We start from the raw sequence: 21,662 nt of genomic DNA, 5'->3' as shown, positions 1-21,662 counted from the left end.
TTACTCATAACTGAACAGGTCACCGCCGTGCATGTCGATCATTTCGAGTGCTTTACCACCGCCACGAGCAACACAAGTTAGCGGGTCATCAGCAACAATTACCGGAATGCCAGTTTCTTCCATCAGCAGTCGGTCGAGGTCACGCAACAATGCGCCACCACCGGTTAACACCATGCCACGCTCAGAAATATCTGACGCAAGTTCTGGTGGTGATTGCTCTAATGCAACCATAACAGCGCTTACAATACCCATTAACGGTTCTTGTAGCGCTTCTAAAATTTCGTTGCTGTTCAATGTAAATGAACGCGGCACACCTTCAGCGAGGTTACGACCACGAACTTCGATTTCGCGAACTTCTTCACCTGGGAATGCTGAGCCAATTTCATGCTTGATACGCTCAGCAGTCGCTTCACCAATCAGTGAGCCGAAGTTACGACGAATGTAATTCACAATTGCTTCGTCAAACTTATCACCACCGATACGCACTGAAGACGAATAAACAACACCGTTTAACGAGATGATGGCAACTTCAGTGGTACCGCCACCAATATCAACCACCATAGAACCCGTCGGTTCAGAAACCGGAAGACCGGCACCAATCGCTGCCGCCATTGGCTCGTCAATCAGATAAACTTCACGCGCGCCTGCACCTAAAGCTGATTCACGAATTGCGCGACGCTCAACTTGCGTTGAACCACACGGCACACAAACAAGAACACGCGGACTTGGACGGAAGTAGTGACTATCGTGTACTTTTTTGATGAAGTGCTGCAGCATTTTTTCAGTCACGTAGAAGTCTGCAATCACCCCATCTTTCATTGGGCGAATGGCTTTAATATTACCCGGCGTTCGACCTAGCATTTGTTTGGCTGCTTGACCGACAGCAGCAACGCTTTTCGGGCCGCCAGAACGTTCTTGACGGATCGCCACGACTGAAGGTTCATTCAGAACAATACCTTCGTCTTTCACATAAATCAGTGTGTTTGCTGTACCCAAATCGATCGACAGATCGTTGGAGAAGATGCCGCGTAACTTCTTAAACATGAGGGGATGTTCCCTTACTCGTAATTTGGTGGACTGAAAAACTGTGTAACTTTACCAAGCTGACATCCTGCGGGCAAGCGTTATACCTTGTATATTAACTGCAATTACCCACCCGAATATAGCCTTGGCTTTGCACGCAAACGCGACGTGCGTTTGCGCCATTTATTTGTAGTTCTACTGAACTCTGACCGCAATTCTCGGCAGTGGTTGCATGGTTTGTTGAAACCGGACAACCCAACGCATTAAAGCGAAACCCAGTCGATGCACTTGGTAATGTCGAAACCACAGTCAGATTATTCGCCTCAGGCAACGTTATAACTCGCGTATTTTCAATGGCTTGACCACAATCAAATGGTGTCACTACGGTACTACTTAGGTTAACTCCGTAACAACGATTGACGACATCTTGCATTGCTTGTTGTTGTTGCAAACGCAGCAGACTTAGCAATTGTCGCTCAGTAACGACTTGATCGACACCGCCTGAACCAAAAATTCGGGGGCCTGCGGTCACAGCCAAAATACCGACCAGTACAATAACAATAATCAATTCAACAAGCGTGAAACCTTGCTGATTATTTACAATTTGGCGCTGTTTGGTCGAGGCAAATCCCATGGTCTCGTTAGCTCTATGTCGTTAGTCATAATTGGCGAACAATTTATGCAGTGTAAACGAAAAAAGTGTAGTATACAGAACAATATATCAACAAATTATAAGAAAAGTAGAAGCTGCGAGGCTTATCTATGCCCAGAACGTCGAGCACACAGCCATTGATGCACTCAACCCAGCGTGGATTCACGCTCGTTGAGATTATTATTGGTATTGTTGTGCTTGGCATTTCCATCGTATTGCTCACGGTACTTGTATTTCCGCAGGCGCAACGAAGCGCCGAACCGCTGTTGCAGCAACGTGCGTCGGCTTTAGGCCAAGCGTTTATCGACGAAATTAGTGCAAAATCGTTTGATGAAAACAGTGACCGTCAAGGCGGGTTGATTCGCTGCGGCGAAGACAGCACAACGTGCACGGTTCCCGCCAATTTGGGTCCCGACGGCGAAACCCGTGATATTTTTGACGATGTTGACGATTACCATCAACTTGAAACCACAGCCGCTACTCTTGAAGATGCGCTTGGCGATGATATCGCAGCCCGCTACCAAGGCTTTAGTTACGCTATTAATGTTTGTTACAGCGACAACGCGGGTAACTGCCAGACAGTCATCACCGAATTTAAGCGTATTCAAATCACCGTGACCACATCCTTCGGCCAAAATTTTGTGTTCAGCACGTTGCGAGGTAATTATTGATGCCTCCATTCGCTTCTGAACTAAACAACAAGAACCATGGCTTTACTTTGGTCGAGCTGATTATTGTGATTGTGCTACTCGCACTAACTGGGCTGTTTGTGTTCAATTATTTGGGTTTCGGTGCACAGATATTTCGTGACACGACCGAGCGCGATCAACTGGTATCACAATCAAGGTTTGCGCTAAACCGACTCACCAGCGAACTGCGCAATGCGGTTCCTCGAAGTGTTCGAGTGCGGGCAGCAGATAATCAGCGCTGTCTCGAATTCATGCCGATTTTAGCTAGCAGCCAGTATGTACGGATGCCGCGGCCTGGTCCGCCATCAGTTTCAAACGTGCCGTTTACCGCAATTGAACCAACCTCACTTACTAATTTGGTGGGGGGGTACTTACTGGTTTATGCTACCACCACGCAACATATTTATGGCAATTCGACTCAACGGCGCAAAGAGGTCACTGGCATTTCCACGCCATCCAATAATCTCGTCGAGATTACCTATACACCAAGCACGTTTTTTGTAACCGATAGCCCAGTACGACGTTATTATATCGGCGGTGACCCAGTGAGTTGGTGCTACGACGAAATTAACCACAATCTATTTCGTTTTGCCGGGTATGGGCGCATGAATAATCAACCAACGCTGGCCGATTTGAAAGCTAGCGCAGCGACGAGTGCCGAAGTGATGGCAGAGAACATCTATAATGATCTCAATAACAGCGAATTCCCATTTCGCGTCTACGAAGCAACACTGTATCGGAACAGTTTAATTCAGCTTGATTGGCGCTTTCGTCGCGCAAATGCACAAGAACCTTTAGAAATATTGCACGAGGTGGCGATACCAAATGTTCCCTAAACGTCAAATACCTTCACCTCAACAACAACGTGGCGCGGCTCTCGCTGTCGCGGTGTTTATTATTGTGGTGATGGGGCTGATTGGTATGGCCATGGTTCGTATCTTAGGTGACGCTTCAAGTGCCACAGTAAGTGAAGTGCTTGGTGCGCGAGCACAGGCGGCAGCTCGCAGCGGTGCTGAAACATTATTAGTTGAATTATTTCCGCTTGGCTCGGCAAACGCCGATATCAACGTGTGCCCAACGAGAACTAGCGGAGTGCCAACATCAGTTGTTGTGCAGACGTCGTATACAATTGACGGATTAGCGAATTGCGACACAACGGTGTTGTGCGACCAAGCAGAGCTCACTGCGCCATATACTGGTGTGCATTTTCGGATATTGGCACAGGGTAGTTGTAGCGCAGGTGACATGAACTATTCAAAGGAAATAATGTTGGAGGCGAGCGATGGGGTTTATTAGAGCCTGCTTAGTTGTTTTTGCGTTAACACCGCTTATCGCTCATGCCAACTGGTCTCTCCCAAACGATGCCATTAACAACGTCGGTGATTTTGCTTCGTGTAGCTTTGATGGCGGACAAACTGTTACTTGTAATAGTGCCATTACGCTGACCACAGTGGATGCCACGTTAAGCCTGACTCAGAATCTCAATTTAGTGATCAATGGGACGTTTACGACTGCTGACGGTATCACAATTAACCCCAATAATAGCTATACTTTGGCTATTCAACTTGGCAATAATAACTTCTTAATGAGCGGTGACAACGCGATCATTAACGCCAATATTGCTGCAGGTAATGTCACCATCAGCGGATTAGAGACGGTAATTAATGGTGACTTAACCGCACTAGGGAACATTTCAGTGCTGGCGGGCCCTACTGTGAACGGCGATATGACCGCTGGTGGCTCAGTCAGCAATAGTGGACTGATTAACGGCAAATTAACCGTTGCTGGGAGTTTTATTAATAATCCCGGAGCGGTACTGAGCGGTCGTGTCGACGCTTCCGGAAGCGTACAAAATAGCGGTACGGTGACTTCCAATATTGATGCGCTAGGTTCTGTTGCAAATAACAGTGGCGCAACCGCGGGCAGTATTAACTCAAGTAGTCCAGTGGTCAATAATGGTACCGTATTAGGCTATATTAATGCGCCAAGTGTTAGTGGAACCGGCACTGCTCCGTTCACCTGTAGTATTAATTCTTATGTGGGCCCCTGCCCCGGTGCGCAAGATCCAGAATTTGATTATTGCAGTGAAGTGACGTTGCTCACTACATACGGTGTTGTCGGTAGTGGTGGTTTTACCTTTGGAAACGGTTCAGAAATTAATGGCAACCCGATAGATGGCACCGGGAATACGCCAACGCCGGTTGGTCAAGTGGATACCGTTGACTTGGACTATCCGCCACTTGACCCCTTGGTGTATCCAACCTTTAGTGGTGGCCCTAACCTCAATATCAGTAAAAAAAATGACCCAGAGGATATCCCTGCTGGTACTTACGGAACAATTAATGTCGCTGGGGGTAAGAATGGTAATTTCTTGGGCGGCACGTATTACATTGACCAACTCATCGTCGGAGCCACTGGTAGCGGCACGGGTATTACCTTAGGAGCAGGTGATTACTTCATCCGTGAAATCATCTTTAATTCCGGTATTTATGTGAATACCACCAGTGCCGGACCTGCTCGATTGTTCATTGAGACCAGCATTGGCGAAAGTAATGCCAACCAACTTGAACTCAATAGTTCCGGCTCAGCGGCGAACTTTCAGATTTATCTCTATGAAGGTGCCACCATCATGCTCGGTAACGGGAATATGGGTGGTAGCAAAGATACCTTAAATTTTAATGGGACGATTTATGGTCCGTTTCCCGATAACGATATTAGTTTAGGTAATAACAATACGTTACAGGGCAGTATCCTTACTGCTGGGACCATTGATGTGGGTACCGATACGGTATTCAATTATAGTCCGGAAGTTCAGGCAGAGGTCACCGCATCACTCGGTTGTGCTCCAGTAGACGCCGAAGTGCATCATTACCGTTTGCTTCACCCCCAAGTTTTGGTGAGTTGTTATTCGGCGGCAATTGAAGTGATTGCTTGTGCCGATGATACCTGCTCGGCAACCTATGATGACCCGGTTACGATTACTATCACTTCAAGTGATGGTGATAGTGTTTGGCAAGGTGGCAATCTTGATGCCACCACCGGCGCTGAAGTTAATTTACTATTTAGCAACGGTAGCGGTAGTAGCGGTCTACGTAATGTGAATGGTGGCACAGCAACATTAGCGCTTAGCAATGCTTCGCCAACCGCTGTTGAAGCAACACAATGTTATGACAGTAGCGGCACCGTGCCGACAAGCTGCGAGGTCACGTTTAATACTGCGGGATTAATTATTACGGATACCGATGGTATGAGTCCGCTCCCTTCAACCTTTGCCGGTGTAGATTTACCTGCTGCTTTGCGCGCTGTAGAGACCAACACAACCACCGGTGCTTGTGAAGCCCGTCTTACCGGCACTCACAACGTTAACTTAGGTATGCAATGTTTAAACCCCAGCGCCTGCCAACCCAGCCAGACACTCACTATTGACGGGCAAGCAATTGGCCTTAATGCTGCAGGAGGCACTGCAAACACACAAACGCTAGCGTTGACCTTTGATGCAACCGGACGTGTTGATCATGATTTGCTGATTAATTATTCCGATGTCGGACAAATTCGGTTGTTTGCATCATTACCACTTACCGAAGCGCCATCAGCCTCAAATCCCGCTCTGAGCGATCCTGACATTGAATTGGTCGGCACCAGTATCAATGACTTTGTCGTGAAACCTCACACGTTGGTAACACGCGCGCTTGATAGCGCCGGCGATCTTTGGACAAGTACAACGAATACCGGCGCTGGATTTACTGCCGCAGCAGCACCATTCAGTATGGTTGTACAATCACTCAACGCGGCGGGCAACCCGACCCCAAATTTTGGTTTGGAGACAACTTCGGCGGGCGTGCAGGTCCAGTTTCATTCGATGGCCTACCCTAGCCCTGCCGACCTTGATAGTAACGGCTCTAAACTGACGCTGAATAATCCATTTGTGCTTGATCCAACCTATCCAGGTGCCAAACGAACTTCTGGGGCAATTTGGAAAGAAGTTGGCACCGTAAATCTGACCGCACGTTTGACGGCTGATGATTATCTCGGCGCTGGCGATGCTTTCTCACGCCCACCTAGCCCAATAGGTCGGTTTTATCCAGATCGCTTCGCAGTATCTGCGGCCAATGTACTCAATGCCTGCTCTGGTTTTAGCTACATGGGGCAAAATAGCATTGACGTCAGTTATACCGTTCAAGCGTTGAATCGCCTAGGTGAAGTAACCAAGAATTACGCCAACACTGGCGGTGTACTCTATAACGATACCGCAACCGTGCAAATGCGGGCGGCGAGCCTTACGCCTTCCGACATTGTCGCTGACGAGTTTTATAATCGGCTTGATTTTCTACCACAAACAACTTGGTTAGCCGGTGAGCTTAGTTTTGCTAGCAGTGCAATCGCGTTTAATCGTCGCACTGATAATGCGCCTGACGGCCCCTATCCCGAACTTCAACTTGGCCTGCAACTCATTGACCCGAGTATTGATGGAAGAAATTTCGCTGCGGCCGATTTGACGATGCTGGTGCAAAATGATCCGTTATTAACTTTACCAACAGTCGCAACACCAATCGGTGGCCTACTCGAACTGCGCTATGGTCGGTTGCGTTTAGAGAACATCTTCGGTCCTGAAAACGAAGATTTACCGATTGTCATGTACAGTGAATATTTCGACGGTAATCGCTTTTTACTCAATGAATTAGACTCTTGTACGAGTGTATTGGCCGCCAACCTAAACATTGTTGAGAACCCCGATGCGATCGACACCACAGCCGGTCAAACTACTGGACCTATTTTGCTCACAAATGGTGAACTGAGTTACGGTGATTTATTTTGGCTAGCACCCAATGCACCAAATAACTTTGGTGAGTTTGTGTTCGAATATCAGACGGACCCATGGCTGCGCTATGAATGGGGCAATGACACGGTTGAAACCAATGAGAATCCGCGCGCAACAGCCGGCTTTGGTCAATATCGAGGTAACGACCGCGTCATTTTCTGGATGGAGCGCCAATAATCCGGCCAAGGCCGGATTACCGTAGCCCGGCGTTTTCTCCGCAAGGTAATGCCGGGTGACGCGAAGCGGCGTTAATCTAAAATCGTTATTCGTTGTTCGTTATTCGTGCGCTTCGCTCACTGTTCATTAAATTACAGGCAATAAAAAAGCGCCCGAAGGCGCTTTTCAACATGTCTAAATGTTTATTAGCAACCAGTTGTCTCAACAGTAATAGTTGGACGCGCACCGGCTGTCGTTACATCAACATACTCAACGTAACATTCAGTGATAGTCGTATGGTCTGCAGGATCTAGTGCCGCAGTACCTGTTGTCGGAGTGGTTCCTGCAGGAGCAAAGCGTACTGTTGCAGCTGCGGTTCCAATTGCTGTTGAAGCTGTGTACGCAATATCCCAGTCAGCTGCTGTTATATTTAAAGCTGAAGTAATACCTGCTGCAGTCGCTGCTGGATAACCATAAACTACTTCAATAGTGTCTACGGTGACGTATGCTGGTGTGGTTGCGCCGTCATTCGCATCACCTTCAACGCCTTGAATCGCTGCTTTGCCGAAAACTAAGTCAGCTGCGCCGTTCATTGAGCCTTTAAGACCATTCAGAGTTGACTCGCGTGCATCTGTTGAGAAGTTAAAGAACTGCGGCGCGGCAGTTACGGCTAGGATGCCGAGTACCACGATAACGATGATCAGTTCGATCAATGTAAAACCTTTTTGTGCTTTCATAACGCTTTCCCTTTTAAAAGTAAGGAGTATTCCCCAAAGTATAAATTAATTATTACTAAAAATACTGACCCCACCGGTACGTGGGTTGTAAACAAACACGTTACCGACAGAGAGGTAGTCGGTGCCGCTTGGCGCTGAGGCCAAGTTTTTAATGGTATTTGCGAGATAATAAACGCAAATATCATTCACACCGTTATTTTCGCGGGTCACGTAATAACGGTTTTCACCCAGAAGGGTAAAACTGGTTGTTGCGGTTGGCGCACCTTGCAGAATCGCTTGCATCATGGTGCGACAATCTTCACTTGTTACGTTTAAATCATGGGCATCAAGGTTGTTATCGCCGCTCACGGGATAACCGGTGCTACCGTCAACATTTACGCTGATACCGTCCATCACTACCACGGCGCCAGCGCCATCCGCATTACCTTGCGGACGACCACGTAGCTCCCATTCGGCACGCACTAAGCCAACGGCACTTGCAAAGCCGCCAGCCACGCCTTCTACGGCGGCATCTTCAGCATCAGCGGTCACACTCGTGAAACGCGGCAACGCTGAGGCTGCTAACAAACCTAGAATGACAACCACAATAATCAGCTCAATCAGAGTAAAACCTGATTGTTTCGCTGTTGAAGTAATTTTTGTCTGCACTGCTTGCATCCCTTATTCCCCGTAGCTTTATTATGATTTTTATAACAAAACCATGCAAATATTAATGGTTATCTACACTTGTTGTATTATTGTTATATTAGCGCCCTCGGTATGCATCCATCATTTCCCACATTGGCAGGAATACTCCTAATGCCATGATGGTAATAATGACTGCCACGAAAACCAACAAAATAGGCTCAATACGGGCTGTTAAACTCTTGAGGTCATAATCAACTTCGCGTTCATAATAACCCGCCACTTCAAACAACATTTCATCAACGCGTCCAGTTTCTTCGCCCACCGCTATCATTTGTAATACTAACGGCGTAAATAGTTCACTACTGCGTGTTGTGCGCGTGAGGCTCTCACCACGCTCAATATTACGACGCATGTCGTTTATTCGGCCACTCATCCAAGAGTTATCAACTGCTTCAGCAACCAGTCCTAAGCCTTGCGTGAGCGGGACGCCAGCTTGCAACATCACCGCAAACGTTCGAGCAAATCGGGCGAGTAACGAGCGCATAATGATGTCGCCAACTACCGGCATACGCGTTTTAAACCTGTCCCAGGCTAATTTGCCAGGCACTGTTTTCACGTAATTAATTGCGCCAGCAATCGCAATCACCACAGCACCAAGCATCAGTGGCCACCAGTTCACAAAGAAATTTGATGTCGCCAAAATGATTCGTGTTGGCAATGGCAACTCGACATTAAAGTTAGCAAACATCTGTGCAAATGGCGGTATCACCCAAATATTAATAATCACCACAGCGGCGACCAGCGCCAACATAATAAATGTTGGATAGCGTAATGCTGATTTAATCGCCTTGCGAGTTTCTTGCTCTTTCTCTAAATAATCGGAAAGCTGTAAAAAAGCTCCTTCTAACTCACCAGTGTTCTCACCAACATGGACAATAGCCACTAATAAGCGTGGGAATACGCGCGGATGTGCAGCCAATGCTGAGGACAATGATCGCCCCCGCTCCAACTGATCCACCAGATCTTTCAAAATGACGCCAAAGCGTTTATTGCTGGTATTCTCTGCTAATCCTTCCATTGCCCGTAACAAGGGGATACCAGCTTTGGTCAGTGAGTACATTTGCCGAGTGAAAATAATCAAATCCACATGGCTAATGCGCGGCTGAAAGAGGCTACCGGATGTCGACGCGGTTTTTGTCTCATTTGCTTCTACGTGTATCGCCAGCGGGGTGATCCCCCGACGCAATAGGCTATCTGCCGCCGAACTTTCGCTGGCTGCTTCAATAACCCCTTGCACTGGTTGGCCGCCGTTATCGCGACCACGATACTTATAGTTCGCCATCGCCCTTCTCTGTAGCTGGAGCGGTTATCCGCAACTCTTTCTCTTCTACTGTTTCCGCTAAGAACAATACCTCATCAAGTGAGGTGATACCTTGACGCGCGTACTCGAGTGCCACACTTGCTAACGGTTTAAAACCTTCTGATTGACGCGCAGCCTGAGCGAACTCACGCATATTGCTATCGCGCAAAGCGTCGATCATGGTTTCGTTCATTTCGAGTAATTCAAATACACCGATTCGGCCTTTGTAGCCGGTATGGTTACAACTACGACACCCTTTGCCCCGCACAAATCCGCTACCATCTGCCGGGATACTGGCATCCATGCGCCGCAAAAGCGCTAATTCTGCGGCTTCTGGTGTATCTGTTGTTTTGCAGTTGTCGCACACTCGGCGAATCAACCGTTGCGCTAAAACGCCACGTAAAGCGGCGCCAACCAAATACGGCGCAGCCCCCATGTCGATGAGGCGCAACGCACTCGTAATAGAGTCGTTGGTGTGCAATGTCGTTAATACTAAGTGACCGGTAATTGAGCCACGCAAACCGATTTCGACCGTTTCATGGTCGCGCATCTCACCCACCATGATAATGTCAGGGTCTTGACGTAGCGTGGTACGCAATACATTCGAGAAGCTCAGACCAATTTTACTGTTCACTTGCACCTGAGAAATACGCGGCAGACGATATTCCACTGGGTCTTCCACCGTAATAATCTTTTTCTCAGCTTGGTTGAGTTCACTCAGCGCGCCATACAAGGTCGTGGTTTTACCAGATCCCGTTGGACCAGTAACAATCAACATGCCGTATGGGCGATGGATCAAGCGTCGCACGCGTTTAAGAATATGTTCTGGCATACCTGTTTGCTCTAACTGCAACAAACCGGCTGATTGATCAAGTAAACGCATCACGCACGATTCGCCATACTGAACGGGCATGGTGGATACCCGCACGTCAATTGAGTGGTCTCGCACTTTGATGTTAAACCGGCCATCTTGCGGTAAGCGTTTCTCCGAGATATCTAACCCCGCCATCAGCTTTAATCGGAGCAACAATGCGTTGGCGATATTGGTTTCGGTAAGCACGTTTTCTTGCAAGACGCCATCAACCCGCATACGAATGCGCAAGGCTCGATCGTCTGGTTCAATATGAATATCTGAAGCACGTACCTGAACAGCATCGGCAAAAATCGATTGCAGAAGTTTGGCTACCGTCGCTTCGTCATCGTCATCATCAAGTGACAAAGCGCCGAGATCGAATTCCGCACCATCTTGCGTTTCGGTTTGTAATTCTTTCGCGAACTGAGCGATATCTTTGGTGCGGCGATATAAATTATCAAAGGCTTCAAGCAGCTCGGCGTCAGGCACGACCGCTAACTTCATTTCGCGCGGTTGTAAATACTGTGATATCGCATCAACCGCCGCCAAATCAGCCGGATCGCTCATGCCGACCAGAGCCGACTTGTCATCTGCCTCAATCACTAAGGCACGATGGCGACGCGCTTGCACTTCAGGAATAAGATTAACGACCTGCTGTGAAATTTTTCGGTCACCCAGCTCAATCAAAGGAATATTGAGCTGACGCGCCAAAAACTCTAATAAATCATGTTCATCGATAAAGCCAAGATCAATGAGGGTAACACCGAGCTTACGACCATTTTGCTTTTGGTCGGCAAGGGCTTGTTGTAGCTGATTCTCGGTGATCATGCCGTCTTGAACGAGTAAGTCACCAAGGCGCATTTTTAAACGTGGGCGCATCTTAGAACCCCTCCAACACAGCAAGTCGCTGCTCAATGTACAAGCGCGCGTCTTGGCCTAAATCATTTTGCTGTAAGGCTTGTCGGTAACTTCGTACAGCGGCATCAAGATTACCGCCATCGTCGTAAGCGACGGCTGCAGCTAACCACCAACGCCCTTCATTAAACTCTGCAGCTAGTGCGGTGTAATCAGCTGCGGCTTCATTAAAATAACCAAGCTGAGTGGCTGCGGCCGCCCGCAACTGCAACAATTCTCGGTGCTCCGGTGCTTGCGGTGAAATGACAGCTAATACTTTGTAGGCTTGTTCAATACGGCCAATGCGCTCGTAAATGCGCGCTAGCAACAATTGCCACTCGGCCTCTTGCGGTTTCAGCTCAAGCCCTTGGTGTAACAGCGTTGTTGCGCGGCTTGTTAGGCCTTTGCCATACCAATATGCCGCTAATTCAGAGCGAACTTGTACGTGATCAGGCTTAACAATTAACGCTTTTTCCAACAATTCTTGGCCGCGTATTTGTTCACCTTTTTGCAAGGCTTCGCGTGCTTTGGCTAAGTTGGTATCAGCCAGTTGCTGCGGTGATAATTGCACACGTTCGACGCTAAACGATGATACGGACTGTTCTTGCGCTGGCTTCTTCCGAACGGCTGGCGTCACTGGTGCTGGTGGCTCTTCAGCCGCGGTTACTGCAGGTTCAGCAGACGACTGCGGTTGCTCTTCATTAATCGCCGCCAACTCTGGTTGTGAGACTGACTGTCGCTCTGCTTGTGATTCTGATTGTGGCTCTTGTTGCGAGTCTGGTAAACGTTTCACATCGACAATCGCCGTTGACTTTGGTTTTGAAACAACCGGTTCGATAACTTGTTGCGCCGGTGGTAGTGACACACCCTCCGAAGTCGCAAGCGTTTGTTCCGGTGTGGTGACCGGCTCTGAAGAACTGGTACCGTACATCCACCACAGATTCAAAGCGCCGATAATCACCGCGAGGCTTAACAGCAGAATACCCACAATCCAGGCCCAATGAATCGGCTGAGGAGCTACTGCCGCTGGCGTATAAGTTTGCTGATTCTGATGCTGCTGTCGCTTATCTAGGTCGCGTAACATGCGATTAATCACACTCACATGTCACCCCCAACAAACCATTGTTGGTAATACCCCACAGCGGCCACTCCAGCAATTACGGCAGCCCCTAATAACCACCATGGCCAAGTTGCTTTAGGTAAAGTTGCATCCTCGGTATCGTCCACAGCGGTACGAACATGCTTAGGCGTAACCGGATATACGCCCTCGCCGTAGCACAACAGGAGCACTTTGTGACACAGCACATTAGCCAAGCGCGGAATTCCGCGGCTGGCTTGGTGTAGCATACTCACAACACGACCGTTGAAGATTGGTGCACCCTTATAGCCGGCGATATGTAAACGATGAGAAATGTAACGAGCGAGCTCGTGTACTGTCATCGCCTGCAAGTGGTAGCTAAATGAAATGCGCTGACGTAATTGGCGGTGCTCGCGCGCAGCTAAACGTTCATTTAATTCAGGTTGGCCAAACAACACAATGTGAAGTAACTTACGCGTTTCCGTTTCTAAGTTCGAAATTAAGCGCAAAGCTTCAAGCGAATCACTTGGCAATGCTTGCGCTTCATCCAGCACAATCACCACCGTTTTGCCGGCTGCATTAATTTCCATTAAACGTTGCTGAATAGCCTGAGTGACCAGTTGCTGACTGCTCGCCTGAGAAATATCGACTTGTAACTCGCGCGCAATTTGCGCACGTAGTTCGTCTGGATTCAAAAACGGATTTGGAATGTATGCAGTAACATAATTTTCTGGTAATTCATTCAAAAGCTTGCGACACAGCAACGTTTTCCCGGTACCCACTTCACCCACAACTTTGATAAAGCCTTCACCGGTTCGCAGTGCGGTTAACAATACCTCTAACGCTGCGCGATGGCCTTCCAGATCACAGTAGAAGCTGGTATTCGGCGTTAGCGTAAACGGTAATTCTGTTAAGCCGTAATGCTTTTGATACATGTCAGTCTCAGTTTCCGTACCATTGTTTTAAAATTTCACTGGAACGGTCCAGCTCGTCCTGCCAGGTGTCAACACCAACAACGGTCGGACGAATTAAGATAACTAACTCTTTCTTCTGCTCAACACGACGTTTGTTTTTAAACAGGTTTCCAACTACCGGAATATCGCCGAGTAATGGTGCTTTCGCTTCGGTATCGGTGTACGAGGTTTGCATCAAACCACCGAGTACCACAATCTCACCGTTGCGCGCTTTGACAATTGTATCGCTCTCGCGAATGTTGCTTTGTGCGAGCGGGAGCACAAAGGTGTCGTTATTGAGTTTCACCACTTTTTCTTGCTCTGTGGTTTCGACCACCGACGGGTGGACATGCAAAATCACTTCGCCGTCTTCACTAATTTGTGGTGTGATATCCAGCGAGATACCAGAGAAGAACGGTGTTAATTCAATATTTGGCGTTGATGTTGTTGCCGTACCGGTAACGGTTGTGGTTGAGACGTTAGTGACAAAGTATTCGTCCTCACCAATTTTGATCACTGCTTTTTGGTTATTGGCAGCACTCACGCGCGGATTCGACAAAACTTGCACGTTTCCTTGTGTTTGGAGCAAATTCAGGGCACCGGTAAACTCACCAACATTTAATGTCATGCCAAATACGCCGCCAAGGCCGCTACCGACAACGCCTGACCCGCTCATGCTGATAGAACCAGTAGAGTTTCCGGCTTTAAAAATATCATTCCAATTGATGCCTTGCTGATAGTCATCGTTAAGAGCGACTTCAACAATACGCGCCTCCAGAATCACTTGCCGTTGCAGGCGACGTTGCGCAGATTCAAGAAACTCGCGCGCTGCACGTAACTCACGTGGTAACGCAGTGACTGTGACCAAACCGGCTTGCGGAGCAACCACCACGCGGCGACCATCGCCAGAGCCAATAATTCCTTCAATAATGGCTTGCAGCTCGCTCCACCAATCCGTCTCTGAAGAGCTACTGATGGATGAGCCATTGGTTTGCATACCATTTAAGTTTTGCGACAACGGATTGTTATTCGCACCACCTTGGTTACCTAATAGATTGTTATTGGTATTGCCGCCATATTGATTGTTACTGCCGCTATTACGGTCGTTTTCTTTTACACCACCAGAGCTGACACTCGTTTGTGACAACCCCATACGGCGTAGAGCTAAATAATCCAGAGCAATGGTTTCGCTACGCAAACCGGCAGGGAAAACACGAATCATATTGCGCTCTTTGCGCACTTGATAGCCATAGATATCACTAATCACATCAAGCGTTTCGGTTAACGTGACATCTTTTAGGTTCACTGTAATAGTGCCGCTTACCTCAGGATGAACGACAATATTGTAAGGTGAATCAGTGGTTAACCCAGCAAAAAACTGTGCCGCTGGAACGTCGTTCGCAGCAATTGAAAAACGCGGTTCAGCCAGCAATTGCTCACCGGCTTCACGCACTTGGTTGTTCTGACCACGCAGACTTGCTCGCACTGACTCAGGCAATGGCGGACGCTCTGCGCCAGCACGATCAGACGCGCGCTGTTGCAACGCTTGCTGTGCATCAACAGGCTGCCGCTCAGGTTGATGGGCACAAGCGGCCAACACTAAAACAGCGACACTAATAAGGCCTGCTCGAATCATAAACTGCTCCCTGCTGTCGGATTAACTGGTGTTGCTGAAAAGCCAAACAGCCGTATGGTTAAATCTTTACTGTTACGCGTATCTCGCAAAACTACTTCACTCATATGTATCGCATTCACTCGGTATGGGCCTACACTGTCACCAACTTGCTTCCATGAGCCTTCAATCAGTGCTTTACGTTGTTCGCCAACCCATTGAATAGACTGTAATTTTGGTACAGTAACAGCCGTCGCCGTGCTACCGGCACGCTCCAACACTCTTGGCGGTGCGGTTGGGTCGCGCAATTCTTGCGCCACGAGTGTCGACATGCCTACCAACGGCAAGATTAGTAGCGCTTTAACTCGCCACATAATCACGCTCCAAACTGATGGTATAAATTTCTAAAGTCAGCTCCGCCTCAGGCGCTTCCAAAACTTTGTAATCCAAGCGTTGCCAATAAAACGACCAATCTAACTGCTCCAATTGCTGCAGATAGTTACTCAACGAGTAATAATTACCGCGAATAACCAGTTGTAACCGATGACGAAAAATTCCCGTTTCAGAATCTACTTCATCCTGATAAATTAACTCTGCTGGCAACGCTTGTGCCGACTGTACCTGCACACGACTTGCTTGATTCAACAGTTCTCTTAATAGCGCACGGTTGTCGGCAGCGCTGACATAATTTGCTTCTTGGTTCAGTTGCTGATTCACCTCAAGCAAGCTAGCCTGAAGTTGCTCTAATCGACGCCGTTGGGCAGCCTGAGGATCGCCTGCTAATCGTTGTTGTACCTGGGTGACTTCGCGTGAAACTTGATCAATCTGCGCCTGCTGCGCTTGTTGCTTGTTTCTCTCGCTGGTAATAATTTCCAGCGCTGGACGCACACCAAACCAATAACTGAGATACAAAATCAGAAATACGGCGGCAATCAACCATATGCGCCGCCGCTTGGCATCGACACTTTCAAACTTTTGTTGCCACTGTAGCCATTGCTCTTTCATCGTGCCGACCTCGAATTCATGCGTGGTTGCACCAGCAAACTGCTATGCTGCAAACTCCCCACGGTAAAATCGAGAACGCCACGCGTGTCCACGTCGCGTAGTTCGAATACACCAAACTGACGACCACTCAACGTCTCATAATCAGAGAAGCTGGCTAGCCACAATGGCAGAGCACTCGCATCGGCGGTTTTACCTTGCAGCGTCAGTTGGCCATTGGTAATCAGTATGCGATTTAGCCAAATGGCATCGGTATCGGCGCGCGCCAAATCGGCAAGCACGTCAGCAAAGCTCGCATTTGCGGTTTGCGTGACGCCGCGCATTTGTTGCAACAAACGTTGACGTTGCGCGAATTCGAGCTCTACCGTTTCAATTTGTTGCGCAACTTGCGGATCGTTCATCGCGGCACGCAGCTCGTTTTGCTTGGCAACTAATTGCTGTTGCGCCTGACTCAGGCTATGGGCCATGCGTTGCGTTGCAATCGTTTGTTGATTGGCCCAGAAATTTAATGTGATGCTAGCAAGAACCCCAACCACCAACACAGCTGCTATAGTGATTGCGACACGCTTGAAAGTTAAGGTTTCACGCTTCGGTTGTAGTTCAGGCACATAGAGGTTCGCTATTTTTTTCATGCGACCTCCGCCTTACTGGCGCGTAAAACTTGCGCCAGCAATACTCCGCCAAGTACTGGAAAATCAGAGAAATCACCGGCGGCCAACTCTTGTGCCCACATTGGGTATTCGGCCCAGCGCGAGGTTAAACCTAAATCTTCGTCTAGCTGTTGCGTGATACCTTGACGGTGCTTGGTACCGACCGCTACCACAACCTCGCGAATCGGACGTTGGCGTAACTGCCGTTCAAAATAATCTGCAGATCGTTGCACTTCGACGCTCAATGGCGCAGCGCCGCCCAACTGAATTTCATCTGCACTTAACTGCGATAATTGCTCAAGGCTACGTACAACTCGGTTAACCTGTAATTTCCCTTGTTGATAGACCTGCAACAAAGCTGGCTCAAGATCGTGCTGATAGGCAATCACGATGGGGTCTTGCTGTTCGCTAAAGAGTTGCGCAATCGCTTGCTCTTCGGAAACAATGCCGACGATATTCTCGCTGATACTGTGTAGCTCAGTGAGCACCGGTTCAAGAATCCTTTTGTCCGCGACAATGGCGTTGATCTTATCTTGCCCAGCAAGTTGCACCGGTGCATCGTAATAATCCGCAATAATATCTGCGGGCGGTAACGTGACTAAATCACGCAAGTTGAAACGTAATGCCTGTGATATTTCTTCAGCAGGAAGGTTTGGACGTTCGAGTTGCACGCTTTGATAGAGAGATGGCCCTAAAACAAGCACCACAGCTGGGTTGGTTTTGGTATAGCGCGCATACTTGGCAGTAAGCGTTTTAATTGCTAAAGCCCAATTACCGTCGGCAATTTCAAGGTGGTCAGAAACAATCAAGGCAGGCGCATGACTAGTGTCATCATCGGCATATTCTGCGATCGCTAGAGACACAAAACCTGACGCTAACGCATACGTTAGCACCAGTCGATTGTTGTGTTTAGCGCGCCACAAACGAATCAAGTTGATTTCCTTTCAAATTATAATTTTTATTATAGTTCTATTTATAAACCCTGAAGTCATATAAGACCATGTCTTGAGGGGGATTACTAGATTGTTAAATTGTTCAACTGTTTGTTTATTTTTTGTTGTTTTTTTATTTTAGCTGCCAATTTAACATTTCGCCAGCCCAATATGGCACCATCGGCCCAACGGCTGTCATCACAGTTTCTGGTACTCGCCACGGCGACCTGATTAACGTTACTGTTGATATTGCCCGCGCATACCCGTAAAAATCAGCACCAAAGCCACTGGCAAAATCGGCTAATTTATCAAGCGCACCCATTTGTTCAAAAAACTCTGCATACAAAGGTAACGCTGCAGGCGCTGAGTAACAACCCGCGCAGCCACAAGCATTTTCTTTTTTCGATTGCGCATGCGGTGCAGAGTCCGTGCCGAGGAAGAACTTCGGATTACCGGACACGGCGGCGCGACGCAGTTCCAACTGGTGATCGCGACGTTTCAAAATCGGTAAACAATAATTGTGCGGACGAACGCCACCAACAAGCAAATCATTGCGGTTCATCAACAAGTGTTGCGGTGTAATGGTTGCGGCAACATTGTCGCCTTGCTCTTCAACAAATTTCACTGCGTCAGCCGTGGTGATATGCTCCAACACCAATTTTAATTTCGGATGGCGCTGCAGTAATGGACGCAAATGACGATCAATAAACACTTTTTCACGGTCAAAAATATCGATATCCGCCGTGGTGACCTCGCCATGCACTAATAATGGCACCTGCAGTTTCGCCATTTCAGCAAATACGTCGTCTAGGCCATCAACATCGGTAACACCCGCATCAGAGTTGGTGGTAGCACCTGAAGGGTAGAGTTTAAAACCAATGATGTTGGTATCTGCCGCCGCTGCACGCACCGTTTCTAAGCTGGTGTTTTGCGTCAAATACAATGCCATTAACGGCTCAAAAGAATTTGCTAGCGGGCGCTGTGCGAGAATACGTTGGCGGTATTGTTGCGCTTGCTCCACTGAAGTTACCGGCGGAACTAAATTCGGCATAATCACGGCGCGCGCAAATACATCCGCAGTTGCAGGTACTGTCGTTGCTAACAAGTCGCCGTCGCGAAGATGTAAATGCCAATCGTCTGGGGTTGGAATGGTTAGCTCAGTCGCCTGCATGTGTACCTCTATGAATTGAATTTTGGGATGCGATGAATTATCGCACTATTATACCTCGTTTGCGGCGATACAGCGATTCCGTCCGTCAGATTTTGCTTGGTAAAGAGCTTTGTCAGCCCGGGCAAACCAACGGTCGATATCTTTGTCGGTTGATAACAGTTGTGCGATTCCAATGCTTACCGTAACCGGAATACGTTTACCCTGCCATTCGAAACTAGCTTTCTCAACGCTACTACGGACGCGCTCGGCAACCAATAAGGCCTGCTCGATGTCTGCATGAGGGAGTAATATGGCAAACTCTTCACCACCTTGTCGCCCCAGTAAATCGCCATCTCTCAAGATCTCTCGAGTAGTATCGGCGAATTGCTTCAACACTTTATCGCCGGCCGCATGCCCGTATGTGTCATTCACGTTTTTGAAATGATCTAAATCGATAATCGCAACGCTCACAGGAACATCGTAACGATGTTGTTCGTTGAATTTTTGCCCAGCCGTTTCAAGAAATATTCGCCGATTCGCGACTTGGGTCAGCTCGTCAATCGTTGCCATACGGCGCAGCTCTTCGGTTGCTGATAGTCGTTGCGCTTCGATACGACGAAAGTGCATCAGAGTTCCCAGCGTATTGAGTATCGGCTCAAAGGTTAACAACAGATCGGGGGTGTATCCAATTGGGCTATTCGCCAGTAATAAGATACCGACCACTTCGCGATTGAAAAACAATGGCAGTAAATAGGCATTATCAAATTCCGGCAAGTCAATGGGTTGCAGTAATACTTCATCCTTCTGAACCGGATAAGGACAGAGTTGCGCTTCGCCGTCGCTCAACACTTGGCGGATGACACGACCCGTCACCTCAACTTCTAAGCCTTGTTGAATCAGTTTCTGATAGGCTCGATTTTTGTTGTCATCATCGTAGCGACGAACGCCATGCAACCAGAGCAAATCCTGCGTATGTGAATTACCGGGTAGCTCACCGATAATACCAACATCACTCTGAGTGAGCGCCATCAACTGCGGCAATGCGATATCACAGACTTCGCTAAACTCCTTCACGAACAGAAACTCATGCTGTACGGCCGTCACGAGATTTAAGATGGTTTCTTGTTGACGGCGACGTTCCTCGTTAGCAACTTCTGCAGTGATGTCGTGATGAATGCCAACCATTCGCACTGCTAGACCTTGTTCGTCGGACTCAATGACTTTGCCGATACTATGCAGCCAAATATAATGCCCATCAGCGTGTTGCAAACGAAAGCGTGCTTCAAAGCGTTCATCAAGGCCTTTCAAATGACGTTGCAATGCCGCACGTGTTGCTTGAAAGTCATCGGGATGGATTAATTGCGCCCACCTATTTTGCTGCGAATAGCTTTCATCACGCCCAAGTATTTCATCCCAGGTGTGGTTAACATTGACGGATTGTTTGAGTAGGTGCCAATCCCAGGTGGCTAAGTTGCCAGCCGCAAGGGCTAACGCAAAGCTCTGGTTCGCTTGTTTTAAGCTAAGTTCGAGTTGTTTGCGCTTGGTATTGTCATGCAAATAACCGCGCACTCTAACGATATGCCCTTGGCTGTCATAATCGGCGCGCGCATAATGCTGTACCCAACGAAGCTCATTTTCTGGCGTAATAACCCGATACTCGAGTTCCAACGAAGGTTGTTTACCGTCTAATACCGCATGCATTCGCGTTAATAATTCGCGGCGGTCGGCGCGGTGCACGATGGACTCATAATTGACTGCAGGACTCAGCAAGTGGTCACGCGAGTAACCGAGTACTTTTTCGACATTCGCAGCGGCATAGATCAAATGAGCTTCGGGCTCAACTTGCCAGACAACTGCGGCAATTGGCCCTTCAGCAAGAACTTGGCGTTCTTGTTCGTAATTACTGATGGCATAACGATTGGTCAGCTCATTCTCGACCCATTCAGCAAGGCTTTCTAACCATTGTCTATGTTGTGCGGAGAATTGACGCGGCTTGGAGTCGATAATGCAAAGTGTGCCGATGATAATGCCCGGCTTTATTTCGAGAGGTGCGCCGGCATAAAAGCGCAAGCCCTCTGCCGCAACCACAAATGGATTATCTGCAAAGCGTTCGTCTTTCGTGGCATCCTCGACGACCATGGTGGAGCCCTGCATAATCGCATGACCACAAAAAGAAATTTCGCGCGGTGTTTCACATTCTTGAAAGCCAATTTTTGACTTGAACCATTGTCGTTCGCTGTCGACGAGGGTTATGAGAGCAGCATCAACATCAAATAACTGCTTTACAAATTGCGTAATATTGTCGAATACCGGTTCTGGTTCGGTATCGAGAATGTCGAGCTCATGTAACAGATGCAACCGTTCTGACTCATTGTTCGGTATCGGTGCTGGTTTCATTGACTCTCCGCTATGAGTTAAATCTACTTCTGTTTAAATAGTAGCAAACTTTTCCCAAAGCAATTGATGTGATTAATT

Annotated in this window: 19 protein-coding genes; 4 read left to right on the top strand and 15 right to left on the bottom strand. The window is 48.2% G+C overall.

Annotation, left to right across the window (positions count from 1 at the left end; translation table 11 throughout):
* Window positions 1-1,044 carry a rod shape-determining protein gene (locus tag CWI82_RS01965; protein ID WP_092856688.1) on the bottom strand — a complete coding sequence of 348 codons (1,044 nt, stop codon included), beginning with the start codon at window positions 1,042-1,044 and terminating at the stop codon, window positions 1-3.
* A gap of 94 nt (window positions 1,045-1,138) precedes the next feature.
* The gene (locus CWI82_RS01960) at window positions 1,139-1,657 is read right to left on the bottom strand and encodes a type II secretion system protein (protein WP_130202491.1); all 519 of its coding nucleotides are present in this window, start codon (window positions 1,655-1,657) and stop codon (window positions 1,139-1,141) included.
* A 128-nt stretch (window positions 1,658-1,785) separates the two neighbouring features.
* On the opposite strand from CWI82_RS01960, the gene CWI82_RS01955 reads away from it, so the two are divergent.
* Genes CWI82_RS01955 through CWI82_RS01940 form a run of 4 tightly spaced genes read left to right on the top strand, consistent with a single transcriptional unit; the run spans window position 1,786 to window position 7,360 of the window.
* Window positions 1,786-2,346: a type IV pilus modification PilV family protein gene (locus CWI82_RS01955; RefSeq protein WP_199286239.1), complete on the top strand. Its 561-nt coding sequence runs from the start codon at window positions 1,786-1,788 to the stop codon at window positions 2,344-2,346.
* Window positions 2,346-3,200, top strand: coding sequence for a PilW family protein (locus CWI82_RS01950; RefSeq protein WP_130202490.1), 855 nt, complete (start codon window positions 2,346-2,348; stop codon window positions 3,198-3,200). Before CWI82_RS01955 ends, CWI82_RS01950 begins: the two co-directional genes overlap by 1 nt.
* On the top strand, window positions 3,190-3,660 hold the full coding sequence (locus tag CWI82_RS01945) for a pilus assembly PilX family protein (protein WP_130202489.1): 471 nt from the start codon (window positions 3,190-3,192) through the stop codon (window positions 3,658-3,660). The genes CWI82_RS01950 and CWI82_RS01945 overlap by 11 nt, the downstream gene beginning before the upstream one ends.
* A complete protein-coding gene (locus tag CWI82_RS01940) occupies window positions 3,647-7,360 on the top strand; it encodes a DUF6701 domain-containing protein (protein WP_130202488.1) in 3,714 nt (1,237 codons plus the stop codon). The genes CWI82_RS01945 and CWI82_RS01940 overlap by 14 nt, the downstream gene beginning before the upstream one ends.
* Before the next feature lie 185 nt (window positions 7,361-7,545).
* On the opposite strand, the gene CWI82_RS11520 is transcribed toward CWI82_RS01940, so the two are convergent.
* From CWI82_RS11520 to CWI82_RS01875, 13 genes are all read right to left on the bottom strand, one after another.
* Window positions 7,546-8,076: a prepilin-type N-terminal cleavage/methylation domain-containing protein gene (locus CWI82_RS11520; RefSeq protein ID WP_130202487.1), complete on the bottom strand. Its 531-nt coding sequence runs from the start codon at window positions 8,074-8,076 to the stop codon at window positions 7,546-7,548.
* A gap of 45 nt (window positions 8,077-8,121) precedes the next feature.
* Complete coding sequence (locus tag CWI82_RS01930) at window positions 8,122-8,724, bottom strand: type II secretion system protein (protein ID WP_407681416.1); 603 nt, start codon at window positions 8,722-8,724, stop codon at window positions 8,122-8,124.
* A 97-nt stretch (window positions 8,725-8,821) separates the two neighbouring features.
* Window positions 8,822-10,045 carry a type II secretion system F family protein gene (locus CWI82_RS01925; RefSeq protein ID WP_130202486.1) on the bottom strand — a complete coding sequence of 408 codons (1,224 nt, stop codon included), beginning with the start codon at window positions 10,043-10,045 and terminating at the stop codon, window positions 8,822-8,824.
* A complete protein-coding gene (locus CWI82_RS01920) occupies window positions 10,032-11,795 on the bottom strand; it encodes a GspE/PulE family protein (RefSeq protein ID WP_130202485.1) in 1,764 nt (587 codons plus the stop codon). Before CWI82_RS01920 ends, CWI82_RS01925 begins: the two co-directional genes overlap by 14 nt.
* Window position 11,796: 1 nt before the next feature.
* Window positions 11,797-12,912 carry a tetratricopeptide repeat protein gene (locus tag CWI82_RS01915; RefSeq protein WP_130202484.1) on the bottom strand — a complete coding sequence of 372 codons (1,116 nt, stop codon included), beginning with the start codon at window positions 12,910-12,912 and terminating at the stop codon, window positions 11,797-11,799.
* The gene (locus CWI82_RS01910; RefSeq protein WP_130202483.1) at window positions 12,909-13,823 is read right to left on the bottom strand and encodes an ExeA family protein; all 915 of its coding nucleotides are present in this window, start codon (window positions 13,821-13,823) and stop codon (window positions 12,909-12,911) included. Before CWI82_RS01910 ends, CWI82_RS01915 begins: the two co-directional genes overlap by 4 nt.
* A gap of 7 nt (window positions 13,824-13,830) precedes the next feature.
* The gene (gene mshL, locus CWI82_RS01905) at window positions 13,831-15,477 is read right to left on the bottom strand and encodes a pilus (MSHA type) biogenesis protein MshL (protein WP_092856724.1); all 1,647 of its coding nucleotides are present in this window, start codon (window positions 15,475-15,477) and stop codon (window positions 13,831-13,833) included.
* Window positions 15,474-15,827 carry a hypothetical protein gene (locus CWI82_RS01900; protein WP_092856727.1) on the bottom strand — a complete coding sequence of 118 codons (354 nt, stop codon included), beginning with the start codon at window positions 15,825-15,827 and terminating at the stop codon, window positions 15,474-15,476. Before CWI82_RS01900 ends, mshL begins: the two co-directional genes overlap by 4 nt.
* The gene (locus CWI82_RS01895; protein ID WP_092856730.1) at window positions 15,814-16,458 is read right to left on the bottom strand and encodes a hypothetical protein; all 645 of its coding nucleotides are present in this window, start codon (window positions 16,456-16,458) and stop codon (window positions 15,814-15,816) included. The genes CWI82_RS01900 and CWI82_RS01895 overlap by 14 nt, the downstream gene beginning before the upstream one ends.
* Window positions 16,455-17,087: a PilN domain-containing protein gene (locus tag CWI82_RS01890; protein WP_130202482.1), complete on the bottom strand. Its 633-nt coding sequence runs from the start codon at window positions 17,085-17,087 to the stop codon at window positions 16,455-16,457. Before CWI82_RS01890 ends, CWI82_RS01895 begins: the two co-directional genes overlap by 4 nt.
* Window positions 17,084-18,037: a hypothetical protein gene (locus tag CWI82_RS01885; protein WP_130202481.1), complete on the bottom strand. Its 954-nt coding sequence runs from the start codon at window positions 18,035-18,037 to the stop codon at window positions 17,084-17,086. The genes CWI82_RS01890 and CWI82_RS01885 overlap by 4 nt, the downstream gene beginning before the upstream one ends.
* Window positions 18,038-18,170: 133 nt before the next feature.
* The gene (gene pyrC, locus CWI82_RS01880; protein WP_130202480.1) at window positions 18,171-19,208 is read right to left on the bottom strand and encodes a dihydroorotase; all 1,038 of its coding nucleotides are present in this window, start codon (window positions 19,206-19,208) and stop codon (window positions 18,171-18,173) included.
* A 48-nt stretch (window positions 19,209-19,256) separates the two neighbouring features.
* The gene (locus CWI82_RS01875) at window positions 19,257-21,584 is read right to left on the bottom strand and encodes a sensor domain-containing diguanylate cyclase (protein WP_130202479.1); all 2,328 of its coding nucleotides are present in this window, start codon (window positions 21,582-21,584) and stop codon (window positions 19,257-19,259) included.
* Window positions 21,585-21,662 lie beyond the last annotated feature (78 nt).

It is taken from the genome of Pseudidiomarina tainanensis, assembly GCF_004214835.1.
GTDB lineage: Bacteria > Pseudomonadota > Gammaproteobacteria > Enterobacterales > Alteromonadaceae > Pseudidiomarina > Pseudidiomarina tainanensis.
The sequence above is the reverse complement of the archived record's forward strand: the minus strand, read 5'-3'. Positions and strand labels throughout refer to the sequence as shown.